Source organism: Kitasatospora paranensis (assembly GCF_039544005.1).
Lineage (GTDB): Bacteria > Actinomycetota > Actinomycetes > Streptomycetales > Streptomycetaceae > Kitasatospora > Kitasatospora paranensis.
Genome location: NZ_BAABKV010000001.1, coordinates 6392721 through 6405525, shown reverse-complemented (window position 1 = coordinate 6405525; position 12805 = coordinate 6392721). Strand labels below are relative to the sequence as shown.

Sequence of the window (12805 nt, the reverse complement as noted above, 5' to 3'; positions counted from 1 at the left end):
CAGTTCAGGGCGGTCGTTTGGCAGAATGTTGCGCCATGGACCGAACCGACCGCAGAATCCTCCGCGAGCTCCAGCGCGACGGCCGGCTGACCAACGCCGAGCTGGCCTCCCGGGTCGATCTCACCCCTTCTCCGTGCCTGCGCCGGGTGCGGCAGCTGGAGCAGGACGGGGTGATCACCGGCTACCGGGCGCTGCTGGACGGCGCCGCGGTCGGGCGCGGCTTCCAGCCGTTCGTCACGGTGGTGATGCGCCACGAGGACCGCGCGACGGTGGCCGAGTTCGAGCAGCGGGTGGCGGCCCTGCCGGAGGTGGTGGAGGCGCACCGGCTGTTCGGGGATCCGGATTACCTGCTGCGGATCGCCGTGGCGGACATCGCCGCGTACGAGCGGTTCATCACCGACGTGCTCTCCGGCCTGCCGGGGATCGCGCAGGTGAACTCACTGCTCACGATGAAACGGGTGAAGGCGGACGCGGGACTGCCGGTCACTCCGGGGTGAGCGGCCGGAAGTGCACCACGGTGGGCGGGTGCAGCAGGTAGGCGAGCTCGCCCTCGGCCCACACCGGCCGGATCCGCCACATCGGGCCGGCGTAGGCGCGCAGCGCGGCCTCGTCCCGCCACCTGGTGATCATGACCACCCGGTGCTCGCCGTCACCGAGGGCCCGCAGCAGTTCCGCGGCGAGGCAGCCGTCGGTGCGGAGGATCTGCGGCAGGACGTCGGCCCGGAGCCGGGCGCAGAACTCGTCGGCCCGGGCGGCTGCCACCACGGCTTCCCAGATCCGCACGATCATGACGACCTCCTCCGGACGGCGCCGCCCCCGTCTCCAGTATCCGTGTCCCCGGTGTGTGCCCGGCGCTCGGTTCGGCGCTCCGTTCGGCAGCGCTGCGATTGCCGCCGTGCCCGGGCCGCCGGACGCTGGGAGGAGGCCCGGATCGCCGGGCCACGGGAGACGAGGTGGTGACCATGGCGGTCTGTGCGGTCTGCAAGAACGACTACTGGCTGTCCTTCGAGATCAGGACGGTCAGCGGCGACACCTACACCTTCGACAGCTTCGAGTGCGCGATGGAGAAGCTCGCGCCGCGCTGCGAGCACTGCAACGTCCGGATCGTCGGCCACGGGGTGGAGGTGGCGGGGATGTTCTTCTGCTGCGCCAACTGCGCGCGGGCCAACGGCGGTCTGGGCGACCAGATCCGCGACGCGGTGGGCGCGCACCCCGGCGGCTGAGCCCGGCGCCGGGCCGTTGGGGCCGCCCGCTCAGACCCGGGCGTGCGAGGCGATGTCGGCGGTGAACTGCTCGATCATCGCCGGCGTCACGGTGGGCCGGCACTGGGCGATCGCGGCGAGGTAGTCGTCGGTGGTGGCCCCGGCCTCGGCCGCCCCGCCCGGTGTGCCGAGGTCGCGTTCGAAGGCGGCCTGGGCGGCGCTCCGCGCGGCGTGCTCGATGTCCGCCGGGGTGAACAGCTCGCTCGCGGCGACCAGGGCGGCCAGGTCGACGTCCGCGCGGGCCTGCGCGTAGCGCGACCAGATGGCGGAACGGGCGGCCGCGTCCGGGGTGCCGATCGGGATCAGGTAGTCGAACCGCCCGTGCCGCACGAAGGCCGAGTCGAGGGAGCGCACGGAGTTGGTCGCGCAGACCAGCAGCCGCTCCTCGCCCTCCCGGAAGCCGGGGATGAGCTTCAGCAGCTCGTTGGTCACGCCGTGCATGCCGGACGGCGCGCCCTCGCCGCGGACGGGCGCGATCTCCTCCACCTCGTCGATGAAGACCAGGACGCGTTCCAGCTGGGCGATCCGGGCGAACGCGGTGCGCAGCGCGGCTGCCAGGTTGCCCTCGTCGGCGAGCCGGGAGGGCAGCAGCTCGACGAACGGCCAGCCCAGCCGGGAGGCGACGGCCCGCGCGAAGGTCGTCTTGCCGGTGCCGGGCGGCCCGAACAGGGCGACGGCGCGCGGCGGCCGGACGCCGTGCCGGGCGGCCCGCTCGGGCTCGGCGAGCGGCAGCACCACGCGGCGCTCGATCAGCGACTTCTCGGCCTCCATGCCGGCCATCCGCTCCCAGAGGTCCCCGGGCAGCAGCCGGCCGCCGAGCTCCTCCAGCAGGCCCGCGGCGGGGCCGGCCTGCGGCTCGTCCTTCTCGAAGTAGGCCGCGGCCGGGCGGCGGGTGTAGCCGGCATTGTGCAGGCCCTCGCCGAGCAGCTCCTCGGCCGGCAGCACGTAGGCGATGCGCCGCACCCGGCGCTCCAGCAGGCGGCGCTCCAACTCCCGCAGCAGGGCGCTGGCCAGGCCCCGGCCGCGCCGGCCGGGGGCGATCGCGATCCGCATCACCCAGGCGCGCTCGCCGGCCACGTGGGCGAGCGCCGCCCCGATCGGGGTGCCGTCGCTGACCGCGACGACGGCCGGCTGCCGGGAGGTCAGCGCGGTGATGCACTCGGCCAGGGAGAAGACCGACTCCTGGCCGAGTTCGGCGGTGGTGTCGATGAGGTGGACGACGGCCGCGAGGTCGTCCTCGCGGTAGTCGTGGATCAGCCACTCGCTGCCGGCACGGTGCACGGGGGCGCCTCTCGTTCGTCCTGGACGGTCGGGTGCCAGGACGGTAGGCCGCGGCGGGCGGCGGCGGCGCCTGCCGGACCGGACAAGGGCGCGGGTGCGAACCGTACGGATCGGGGGTGGCGCGGGTGCCGGTCAGAAGGTGAAGCGCAGCGACCGGACCCGGTGGTCGAAGCTGGACGGGACGAGGACGGGATCGCCGATCGAGCGCACCCGCGGCAGCCGGGTGAACAGTTCGCGGTACAGCGACTTCATCTCCTGCCGGGCGAGGTACGCGCCGAGGCAGTAGTGGGCCGCCGCCGCCGAACCCGAGGTGCGGGTTGGGCGAGCGGGTGAGGTCGAAGGTGTCCGGGTCGGTGAAGACCGCCTCGTCGCGGTTGGCGGAGCCGAAGAACAGCACCACCTTGTCGCCCGCCGCGAGCCGGGTGCCGTTCAGGTCGTGGTCGGCGGCGACGGTGCGGCGGAACTGGATGATCGGCGTGCTGAACCGGATGATCTCGTCGACGGCACCGCCGAGGTGGGCGTCCAGGTCGCCGAGCAGCAGGTCGCGCTGCTCGGGGTGGGTGGTGAGCAGGTGCAGGCCGTGCGCGAGCGCGTTGCGGGTGGTCTCCACCCCGGCGACCAGCAGCAGCGAGAAGAAGGCGCCCAGCTCACGGGAGTTGAGGTGCCGGCCGTCGACGTCCGCGGCGACCAGCGCGGAGATCAGGTCCTCGGTCGGGCGGCGGCGGCGCTCCCGGCCGAGCGCGGCGATCACCAGCTGCATCCGGGCCAGCGCCCGCAGGCCCCGGCCGGGGATCCGGATCCGGCTGCGGGCCACCCCGGTGTGCTCGGACGCCCGGTTGACCTGGTCGAGGATCTGCCGCCGCTGCCGGGCCGGGATGCCCATCATCCGGCAGATCACCTGGTACGGGAGCTCGGCGGCGACCGCGGCGACGAAGTCCTCCGGCCGGCGGGCCGCCACCCCGTCGACGATCTCCACCGCGAGGCTGCGGATGTCCTCCTCCACGCGGGTGATCAGCCGCGGGGTGAACGCCCGGGAGACCACCCGGCGCAGGTCGGCGTGGCGCGGGTCGTCCAGGTTGACCATCGAGTCGCCGAACACCGTCCGCACCCAGCGGGCCGGTTCGGGCGTGGTGACGCCCGGCGCGCTCACGAAGACCGCCGGGTTGCGGCTGGCCGCCACCACGTCGGCGTGCCGGACGAGGGCATGGAAGGGACGGCCGGTCGCCCGGTCGGTGAACACCACCGGGCCGTCCAGCCGCCGGAGTTCGGCGAAGGCGGCGGCGCGGTCCGCCGCGGGACGCCGCCAGAAGGCCGGGTCGGCGAGGTCGATGCCCGCCGGGGCCGGCCTCGCGGCCGTGGAACGGGTGCCAGCCGGTGCGCTCATGACGGCCTTTATCCGCCAGTCGGTGGCGGAATGTCAAATTCCCGTCACTCCTTGTGGTTTCACTTGGTGAGGCGGGCCGTCCCGTCGTCTCCGACGGCCGGCGCGTCCGCCGCGTCCTGTTCCTCGGGCTCCCCCGCGTCGTCGGCGTCGGTCCCCGGGACGAGTTCGCGGGCGAGCAGTGTGGCCCCGGCGACCGCGCCCGGCATCGCGAGCACGGTCAGAAAGGGCACCAGGAACATCAGCACCAGCGGCACGCCGAAGCCCAGTGCCAGGCCCAGCCGGGAGCGCAGCAGGCGCAGCCGCTCGCGCTGCGGCACGCGGCGCCGCTGGAGCGCCACCGCGGTCAGCTCGACCGTCAGGAAATAGCCCGAGACGCAGAAGCCCAGGACGGGTACGACGGTCTGGCCGACCGCCGGCACGAACCCGCCGAGGAAGAGCAGCACACCGAACCCGGCCACCCGCACCAGCACGGACAGGCTGTCCCGGGCCGAGACCAGCATCTCGCGCCAGAACGGCAGGTCGGGGACGGCAGGGGCATCGCCCTCGCTCTCGTCCACGGTGGCGCAGAGCGACTCGTAGAAGGGCTGGCCGACCAGCAGGGTCACGGCGGTGAAGGTGACGATCGACAGCAGGGCGCCGAGGCCGATCACGGCCGCCGCGAGGGTGCCGCGCAGCAGGCCCTGCCACGGCGAGCCCCAGTGGTCGGCGAACGGCGAGGCCCAGTCGGCGAGGTCGCCGGACCACACCACCAGCGCGGTCAGCGCCGCCACGTAGCCGACCAGCGTGATCAGGGCGGGGATCATGCCGAAGCCCCACCAGCGGCCGTGCCGCGCCACCCACCGCTGCCCCTTGAAGAGGAAGCCCAGCCCCGCCGCAAAATCTCGCATGGCCGCAAGCCTACGGGCCCGGTCCGCCACCGGCCCCGGGCCCCCGGCCGGGCCGGGAAACGGCAGGGAAACCGGGCGGCAACCGGGCCGCGCCCGGGCGGCGACAAGGCGTACGGAACGTACGCCGGCAGGGCCCGCGATACGGGCGGAGTGTCCCTTGGCCCGTGCCGGAGCGCGGGTCGAGATTGTCGGTATGACGACCGCCCCCACCACACCCGCGGATCCCGCCGCGGAGGTCACCGCCTACGGTGCCCACGTCCTCGCCGTCGAGCCGACCGGCGCCGAGCCGGTGCCCGAATCCGCCCGGCACGGCAGCCCGCTGGGGCTGCTGTGGACATGGCTCTCACCGAACATGGAGTTCGCCACCGTCTACATCGGGGTCATCTCCGTCCTGTTCTTCGGGCTCGGCTTCTGGACGGCCACCGCCGCCCTGCTGCTCGGCACCGCCGTCGGCTCGGTGACCCACGGACTGCTCGGGCTGTACGGGCCGCGCTTCGGGGTGCCGCAGATGGTCGCCGGGCGGCTCGCGTTCGGACGCCGCGGGAACGTCCTGCCGGCGGTGCTCAACGCCGCCGGGGCGGGCCTGGGCTGGTTCGCCGTCAACAGCGTGTCCGGCGCCTTCGCGCTGTCCACCCTGACCGGCTGGCCCACCCTGGTGAGCCTGGTGCTGGTGGTGATCGCGCAGGTCGCGGTGGCCTACCTGGGCCACAACTTCGTCCACAGCTTCGAGAAGTACGCACTGCCGCTGCTCACCGCGGTGTTCCTGGCGGCCTCGGCCGTGACGCTCGGCAAGGCCCACCTGGGCGGGGCGGCGGGCACCTCGGGCAGCGTCGGCGGCTTCCTCCTGGCATTCAGCGCGGCGTTCGGCTACGCGGCGGGCTGGAACCCCTTCGCCTCCGACTACACCCGCTACCTGCCGTCGGACAGCCCGCGCCGGCAGGTCGCCCTCTACCCCGCGCTCGGGGTCTTCGCCGGCGTCTCGCTGCTGGCGGTGGTCGGCGCGGCCTCGGCGACGATCGCGACCTCCGAGCAGAACCCGACCGCGGCCTTCACCGGCCATCTCCCGGGCTGGCTCGGCGACCTGACCCTGCTGGCGATCATGCTGGGCGCGGTCTCCGCCAACGCGATCAACATCTACTCCGCCGGGATGTCCTTCGTCTCGCTGGGCTTCCACCGGCTGCCCCGCGGACCGGTGGCACTGGCCATCGGCGTGCTGGGCTTCCTCGTCGCCTGGAGCGGGCTCTCCGACGCCGGGCACTCCTACGAGGCGTTCCTCCTGGTCATCGCCTACTGGGCGGCGCCCTGGCTGGCGGTGGTCCTCACCGACCAGTACCTGCGCCACCGGGCCGGGACGACCACGGCCGAGGCGGTCGCGCGGATGGCCGACCCCGACCGGGAGGTGTGGGCCGGCCCGGTGGCCATGCTCGCCGGCACCCTGGTGTCGGTGCTGCTGTTCTCCAACCAGGAGGACTTCTCCGGCTACCTCGTCCGGGCCGCGCCCGGCATCGGCGACCTGACCTGCGTGGCGGGGTTCGTCTGCACGGCCCTGCTGTACGCGGCGCTGCGCCGGGTGCCCGCGACGGCGCCGACCCGCTGAGCGGCCCGGTGCGCGGCCGGCTGCTCCCGGGAGGCCCGGAGCAGCCGGAACGCACAGGCGGCGAGCAGCAGTTCGGCCTGCAGCTCGGGGTCGTCGACCTCGATGCCGAGCAGCCCCTCGATCCGCTCCAGCCGCTGGTACAGCGACTGCCGGCCGATGTGCAGCAGGGCGGCCGTCCGGGTCGGCGAGCAGCCGTGCCGCAGGTGCACCTCCAGGGTGCGGACGAGGTCGCTCGGGTGGCGCGACTCCCAGTCGAGCAGGGGCCCGAGGGCGTCCTCGGCCAGCCGCGACCAGCGCTCCCGGCCGCCGGAGCGGGTCAGTTCGCGCTCCAGCGTCAGGGCGCGGGCCGTGGCCACGCAGGGCTCCCCGGGGCCGGGGCGGCCCGGCTCGGCCGACGGCACGGTGACCGCGAGTTCCAGGGTGGTGGCGGCCTCCCGCAGGCTCTCGCCGAAGCGCTCCCAGCCCGCCTCGGCCGGGACGGACGGCCCGAGACCGACCACCGCGGCCGGCGGCGCGACGGCCCGCAGGGCGTCCCGGACGGCCCGGACCGGATCGGGGCCGGGTGCCACCGCCAGCAGCGCGGACAGCCCGCCGTCCAGCTCCGCGGTCAGCGCCGCAGCGCCGGACCGCCCGGCCGGCACCGCGACCACCCGGGCGGCCACCGCCTCCGGCAGGCCCCGGGCGGCGAGCCCGATCACGCGGTGCCCGTCCGGGACGCGGAAGCCCGCCAGCTCCGCCCGGGCGGCCGCCTCGGCCCGGCCCACCGCCGCGCCGTCCAGCAGGTCGGCGAGCAGCGCCCGCCCGTGCTCGGCGCTGCCCGGCGCGGTGTGCGCACTGCCGCGGAAGCGCCGGGTGGTCCGCTCGGCGAGCGAGAGGGAGACGATCGCGGTGTTGACCGCCTCGGCGATCCGGACGAACGGCACGACCCGGCGCAGCGCGACCAGCGGCACGCCCACCCGCTCGCACTCGGCGGTCACCGGCGGCGGCATCTCCGGCAGCGCCCGGCCGACCTCGACGAAGAGGGCGGCCGCCGAACGGGCGGCGAGCTCGCGGACGTAGCCGCGCTGCCGGTCGGCCGAGGCCCGGGCGAGGCCGTAGCCGTTGGTCAGCAGCAGCTCGCCGCCGTAGAGGAACGCGCAGCCCTCGTACACCTCGCTGGAGTGCACCCAGCGGACCGTCCGGTCCAGGCCGGCACGGCCGGCGAGCAGCACGGGGGCAGCCGGGCCGAGGACGTCGAAGGCAAGGATCTCGCGGACGGTCAGTGCGGGCAACGAGGTCTCCCGGCGGGGTCGGCGCGGTGGCGCGGTGGCCGCCCGGCGGTGTGCGGGCGGTGGGTGACGGGCGGGGGCCGTGGGTGCGCGGCGGTGCCGCCGGTCGGGTTCCCGGTGTCGGCGACCCGTCGGATGCGGCGCCAGGGAGGGTACGCACCCTTCGTTGCCGGGGTGTTTCGCAAGACGGAGGAGGAGACGGTGGATACAGCGGCCATGCTCGCGGTGGCGGTCGAGGAGGCCCGGACGGGGCTGGCGGAGGGCGGCATCCCGATCGGGGCGGCACTCTTCGGCCCGGACGGCGAACTGCTCGGACGCGGCCGCAACCGCCGGGTGCAGGACGGCGATCCGTCCATGCACGCGGAGACCGCGGCGTTCCGGGCGGCCGGCCGGCTGCGCGGCTACGGGCGGACGACGATGGTCACCACGCTCTCGCCCTGCTGGTACTGCTCGGGCCTCGTTCGGCAGTTCGGCATCGGGCAGGTGGTGATCGGCGAGGCCCGCACTTTCCACGGCGGCCACGACTGGCTGGCCGGGAACGGCGTCGGGATCACCCTGCTGGACGACGAGGAGTGCGTCCGGCTCATGACGGACTTCATCGCAGCCCGACCGGAGCTGTGGTTCGAGGACATCGGCGAGTAGAGGCGGCAGCGATGGCAGACGTACGCATCCCCACGGTCGACCTCGGCGCGTGGACGGCCGGGGACGAGGAACAGCGGGCAGCGATCGCCCGCAGCGTCGACGAGGCCCTCGGCCGGGCCGGCTTCCTGCTCCTCACCGGGCACGGCGTGACGGAACGGGAGCGGGCCGACGTCCGGGCGGCCGCCCGGGGTTCTTCGCCCTCCCCGAGGAGGTGAAACGGCGCTACGCGGTGGCGGTCGGCGGCCGCGGCTGGCTCGGCCCGGGCGCCGAGGCCAACGGCTACTCCGAGGGCACCACGACCCCGCCGGACCTCAAGGAGTCCTGGACGGTCGGCGCCGAACAACCCACCGGCGACCCTGAACTGGACGCCTACTGGTTCCGGCGCAATGTCTGGCCGGACGACGAGGCGCCCCGGCTCCGGAGCCTGGTCGAGGCGTACACGGCACGGATGCGGACGGTCGCCGACGAGACCCTGCGCCTGCTGGCCGCCGCCCTGGGCCAGGCCCCGGACTTCTTCACCCGGCACACCGGGTCGCCCACCCACACCTGCAACATCAACTGGTACCCGGGGGCGGACGTGCTCGGCCCGCCCCTGCCCGGCCAGTACCGGATCGGCCCGCACACCGACTTCGGCACGGTCACGCTGCTCGACCGGCAGCAGGGCCGCGGCGGCCTCCAGATCTGGACGGAGGAACAGGGCTGGGCCGACGCCCCGTTCGACCCGGGCGCGCTGACGGTCAACATCGGCGACCTGATGGCCCGCTGGACGGGCGACCGGTGGCGCTCCGGCCGGCACCGCGTGCTGCCGCCCGCCCCCGAGGCCCCCGAGGAGGAACTGATGTCCCTGGTGTACTTCTACGAGTGCGACCCGCACACCACGGTCGCCCCGCTCCCGGCCCCGCTCGGCAGGGTGGCGTACGAGCCCGTCGACTCCACCGACTACCTGCGGGCCAAGCTGGACGCGATCACCGTCGGCTGAGCCCGGAGACGGCCGTGCCCGCCGGGACGACAGCCCCGGCGGGCACGGACGGTCCTACGACGGCGAAGCCGCCCGGGTCAGCCCCGGACCTCGGTCACGGCCGCGCCCAGCGCCTCCTTGATGCGGGGGCCGAGGCGGGTGAAGCCCAGCTCCTTCATCGCGGCACGCAGCAGCTCGTCGTCGCTGCGCTCGGTGCCGTCACCGTCCAGCCAGCCCACCAGCGCGGCCAGCTCGGCCGGGGTGTAGGCCGTCACGGCCTTGCCCGCAACGATCTCCGGCTTGACGGGACGCCCGGCGGACGCAACGGCAACGGGCTCGACCTCGGCAACGGGCTCAGGCTCGGGCTCGACAACCGGCTCAGCCTCGACCTCGGCAACGTGCTCGACCTCGGGCTCGGGCTCGGGCTCGGGCTCGGGCTCGGGCTCGGGCTCGGGCTCAACAGCAGCCTCGACCTCGGGCTCGATGACGGGCTCGACCTCGGCCTCAACGATCGGCTCGACCTCGGCCACCGGCTCAGCCTCGACCTCGGCAACGGGCTCAGGCTCGGGCTCGACAACCGGCTCGACCTCGGCAACGGGCTCAGGCTCGGCCTCAACGATCGGCTCGACCTCGGCCACCGGCTCAGCCTCGACCTCGACAACCGGCTCGACCTCGGCCACCGGCTCAGCCTCGACCTCGACAACGGGCTCAGGCTCGGGCTCGACAACCGGCTCGACCTCGGCCACCGGCTCAGCCTCGACCTCGACGACCGGCTCGACCTCGGCCACCGGCTCAGCCTCGACCTCGACCTCGACCTCGGCGACAGCCTCGATCTCCGTCTCCGTCTCCGGGGCCGCGTCCTCCGCTTCCTCCGCTTCCTCGGCTCGGGCGCCGCCGTCGCGCGGGCCTGCGGCCAGGGCGTGGCGGGCGGCCTCCTCGGCCTCGGCGTCGTCCTCGCCGGCCACGGCGTGCCGGTCGTAGGCGGCGATCGCGGACTCCCGGTCGGCCTGACGCTCCGTCAGCTCGTCCAGCAGTTCGCCCAGGCCCTGCTCCGCCAGGGCGGTGCGCAGGACGGCGAGCGCGGGCAGCCGGTACAGGGTGCCCTCGTCGGAGGCGAGGCTGTCGACCAGGTCGGCCAGGTCGGCGAGGGCGAGGCCCTCCAGGTCCTGGCCGGGCAGCAGGCGGCCGAGTGCGCGGACCGCGGTGCCGAGGGCCTCGATGGCCTGGGCGGTCTCGGCCAGCAGCGCGCCGTCGGCGGGCACCGCGGGCACTCCGTCGCCGGTGGCGAGGGAGGACCAGTCGGTGCGGGCGGCGGCGGCGGCCACCAGGGCGGCGTGCAGGTCCGCGCGGCCGGGCCGCTTGCCGACCACCAGGGCACGGGCCTCGGCGCGCAGGGTGCGGCGACGGCCCCAGGAGAGCTTGACGCCCTGCTCCTTGCGCCAGCGGCCGGTGGCGGTGGCGGCGGTGAGCGCCGCCAGGTCGGCCTGGTAGGCCTGGGCCCGCAGGGTGGCGGAGGAGGCCTGGACGCGCTGCAGGACGTCGAGCAGGGTGCTCAGCCCGAGCAGCGTGTCGGGGACGTCGAGTTCGGCCTTGGCCGCGATGCCGGTGACGGCGGCGCCGACCGCGCGGATCTCCAGGCTGCGGAGTTCGGCGAGGACGGTGGACGCCGCACGGGCGTCCTCGGCACCGGTGATCGTGCCGGTCGCACCGAGCCAGGGGTTGGCGGCGGGGGTGAGCGCGAAGCCGCCCTGTTCGGCGTAGCGGCCGAGCTCCTCGCGGATGTCCGGCTCGGCGGCGCCGCCAGGAGTGGCAGCCGGGGCCGTCGCCGAAGCGTCGGCGTCGTTCAGGTAGCGCACTGTCATGTGGAAGTCCGGTTCGTGGCGGGGGCGGGAGGGGGGTGGCGGAGAGACGGGCGCCGCGGTGCGGCCCGGCTGGTACGGCGCGAGGGCCAGGATACGGGTGCGCGTTCGACGGACGCACGCACCGGGCGGGTTGTTGCGGAGCTGTGCCGTGTCATGGCCCGCGCCGGGGCGCGAGGTGGCCGATGTCGCGGAGCGTGACGGGCCGGAGGTAGTCGCGGGGCGCCTCGCGCTGCCACCACTCGCCGGTGGCGCGCAGCCGGCCCCAACTGCTGTACCGGTAGCGGAAGAGCCGGGCCCGGACGAAGGTCGGCGGCCGGTCCGGGAACGGGTTGTGGCGCAGCAGCCGCAGGGTGTCGGGGTCGTTGACGAGCAGCCGGGCCGCGAAGGAGGTGAACCACGGCCGGGCGTACGAGGGCGAGATGGCGGCGAACCACAGGAGCCAGTCCAGCCGGAGGTGGTAGGGGGCGATCTGGCGCGGCATTCGCCGGAGTTCTCCCGGTTTGCCGTGGAATCCGTACTCCTGCCAGTGGGTGTCGGGGCCGGGGAGCGGGGCGTCGGTGCCTTCGACCACCACCTCGTGGCGGATGCGGGTGACGCTGCCGAAGGCGCCGTAGCTGTTGACGAGGTGGAGCCGGTCGAAGGAGCGGTTCATGGCCTGGTGCGGGGAGAGCAGGTTGGCGGCGGGGCGGCGGCTGAGCAGCAGGACGCCGGCGGTCAGGGCGAGGACGAGCACCTCGTACCAGAGCGGGGCCGCCGCGAAGTGCGGGGCGGCGGGCAGCGGGAGCAGCCGGCCGGCGGTGCGGGCGTCGACGGCGGAGAGGGCGAGGGCGATGGTCAGCCAGTTGAGCCAGGCGAAGTTGCCGGAGAGCACCAGCCACAGCTGGGTGGCGATCATCAGGGCGGCGGCGATGCTCGCACCGGGCTGCGGCAGGAAGAGTGCGAAGGGCACGGCGAGCTGGACGACGTGGTTGGCGGCGACCTCGACGCGGTGCAGCGGCCGCGGCAGGTGGTGGAAGAACCAGCTGAGCGGCCCGGGCATCGGCTGCGTCTCGTGGTGGTAGTAGAGGCAGGTCAGGTCGCGCCAGCAGCGGTCGCCGCGCCATTTGATCATCCCGGCCCCGAACTCGACCCGGAACAGCAGCCAGCGCAGCAGCCACAGCACGGTGAAGGGCGGCGCGACGGTGCCGTTGCCGAGGAACGCGGCGAGCACGCCAGCCTCCAGGAGCAGCGACTCCCAGCCGAAGGCGTACCAGGTCTGGCCGACGTTGACGATCGACAGGTAGAGCAGCCAGAGCACCGCCCACCCGAGCATGGCCGCCCAGAGCGGGACGAGTTCGGCGGCGCCCGCGGCGACGGCGGCGGCGAGGGCCGCCCCCGTCCAGGCGGCGACGGCGAACGCCCGGTCGCTGTAGTGGAGGTGGAAGAGGCTGGGCGAGCTGCCCAGCGGCACCCGGGCGGTGAAGCGGGGCACCGGCAGCATGCCGTGCTCGCCGATCAGGGCGCGGAACTGGCGGGCGGCGGCGGTGAATCCGACGGCGTAGAGGACGGCGAGCAGGCGCTGGAACAGCTGGCGGGCGAGCCAGTACTCGGGTGCCGCGAACCACTCCACCTCGCCCGCTCCTCGGGTCGGCCGCGCTCTGACCGCCCCCATGCCTACCACCCGG

The 12805-nt window shown here is 74.7% G+C and carries 10 protein-coding genes and 2 pseudogenes; 5 read left to right on the top strand and 7 right to left on the bottom strand.

Going from position 1 to position 12805, the window contains the following annotated elements; all coding sequences use genetic code 11:
• Positions 1 to 35: 35 nt before the first annotated feature.
• Positions 36 to 497: an Lrp/AsnC family transcriptional regulator gene (locus ABEB13_RS30450; protein WP_345708023.1), complete on the top strand. Its 462-nt coding sequence runs from the start codon at positions 36 to 38 to the stop codon at positions 495 to 497.
• On the opposite strand, the gene ABEB13_RS30445 is transcribed toward ABEB13_RS30450, so the two are convergent.
• Entirely contained in the window at positions 484 to 789 is a 306-nt protein-coding gene (locus ABEB13_RS30445) for an antibiotic biosynthesis monooxygenase family protein (protein WP_345708022.1), read from the bottom strand. The two genes, ABEB13_RS30450 and ABEB13_RS30445, sit on opposite strands and share 14 nt — an antisense overlap.
• Before the next feature lie 173 nt (positions 790 to 962).
• Here ABEB13_RS30445 and ABEB13_RS30440 point away from each other — a divergent pair, with 173 nt between their 5' ends.
• On the top strand, positions 963 to 1223 hold the full coding sequence (locus tag ABEB13_RS30440) for a Prokaryotic metallothionein (protein ID WP_100892499.1): 261 nt from the start codon (positions 963 to 965) through the stop codon (positions 1221 to 1223).
• A gap of 30 nt (positions 1224 to 1253) precedes the next feature.
• Here ABEB13_RS30440 and ABEB13_RS30435 read toward each other — a convergent pair whose 3' ends face one another.
• The 3 genes and pseudogenes from ABEB13_RS30435 to ABEB13_RS30425 all read right to left on the bottom strand — a co-directional run bounded on the left by ABEB13_RS30435 (position 1254) and on the right by ABEB13_RS30425 (position 4814).
• On the bottom strand, positions 1254 to 2543 hold the full coding sequence (locus ABEB13_RS30435) for an ATP-binding protein (protein WP_345708021.1): 1290 nt from the start codon (positions 2541 to 2543) through the stop codon (positions 1254 to 1256).
• 132 nt (positions 2544 to 2675) lie between these two features.
• Positions 2676 to 3927 (bottom strand): annotated as a pseudogene (locus ABEB13_RS30430) (cytochrome P450).
• Positions 3928 to 3986: 59 nt separating this feature from the next.
• The gene (locus ABEB13_RS30425) at positions 3987 to 4814 is read right to left on the bottom strand and encodes an EI24 domain-containing protein (protein WP_345708020.1); all 828 of its coding nucleotides are present in this window, start codon (positions 4812 to 4814) and stop codon (positions 3987 to 3989) included.
• Positions 4815 to 5007: 193 nt separating this feature from the next.
• On the opposite strand from ABEB13_RS30425, the gene ABEB13_RS30420 reads away from it, so the two are divergent.
• On the top strand, positions 5008 to 6411 hold the full coding sequence (locus ABEB13_RS30420) for a purine-cytosine permease family protein (RefSeq protein WP_345708019.1): 1404 nt from the start codon (positions 5008 to 5010) through the stop codon (positions 6409 to 6411).
• On the opposite strand, the gene ABEB13_RS30415 is transcribed toward ABEB13_RS30420, so the two are convergent.
• Positions 6294 to 7682: a PucR family transcriptional regulator gene (locus ABEB13_RS30415; RefSeq protein WP_345708018.1), complete on the bottom strand. Its 1389-nt coding sequence runs from the start codon at positions 7680 to 7682 to the stop codon at positions 6294 to 6296. The two genes, ABEB13_RS30420 and ABEB13_RS30415, sit on opposite strands and share 118 nt — an antisense overlap.
• A gap of 213 nt (positions 7683 to 7895) precedes the next feature.
• On the opposite strand from ABEB13_RS30415, the gene ABEB13_RS30410 reads away from it, so the two are divergent.
• The gene (locus tag ABEB13_RS30410; RefSeq protein ID WP_345709880.1) at positions 7896 to 8321 is read left to right on the top strand and encodes a nucleoside deaminase; all 426 of its coding nucleotides are present in this window, start codon (positions 7896 to 7898) and stop codon (positions 8319 to 8321) included.
• 11 nt (positions 8322 to 8332) lie between these two features.
• Positions 8333 to 9300: pseudogene (locus ABEB13_RS30405) on the top strand (isopenicillin N synthase family dioxygenase).
• A 77-nt stretch (positions 9301 to 9377) separates the two neighbouring features.
• On the opposite strand, the gene ABEB13_RS30400 reads toward ABEB13_RS30405, so the two are convergent.
• Positions 9378 to 11141, bottom strand: a complete 1764-nt coding sequence (locus tag ABEB13_RS30400; RefSeq protein WP_345708017.1) for a hypothetical protein — start codon at positions 11139 to 11141, stop codon at positions 9378 to 9380.
• Between the two features lie 151 nt (positions 11142 to 11292).
• A complete protein-coding gene (locus ABEB13_RS30395) occupies positions 11293 to 12750 on the bottom strand; it encodes a lipase maturation factor family protein (protein WP_345708016.1) in 1458 nt (485 codons plus the stop codon).
• Positions 12751 to 12805: the final 55 nt, after the last annotated feature.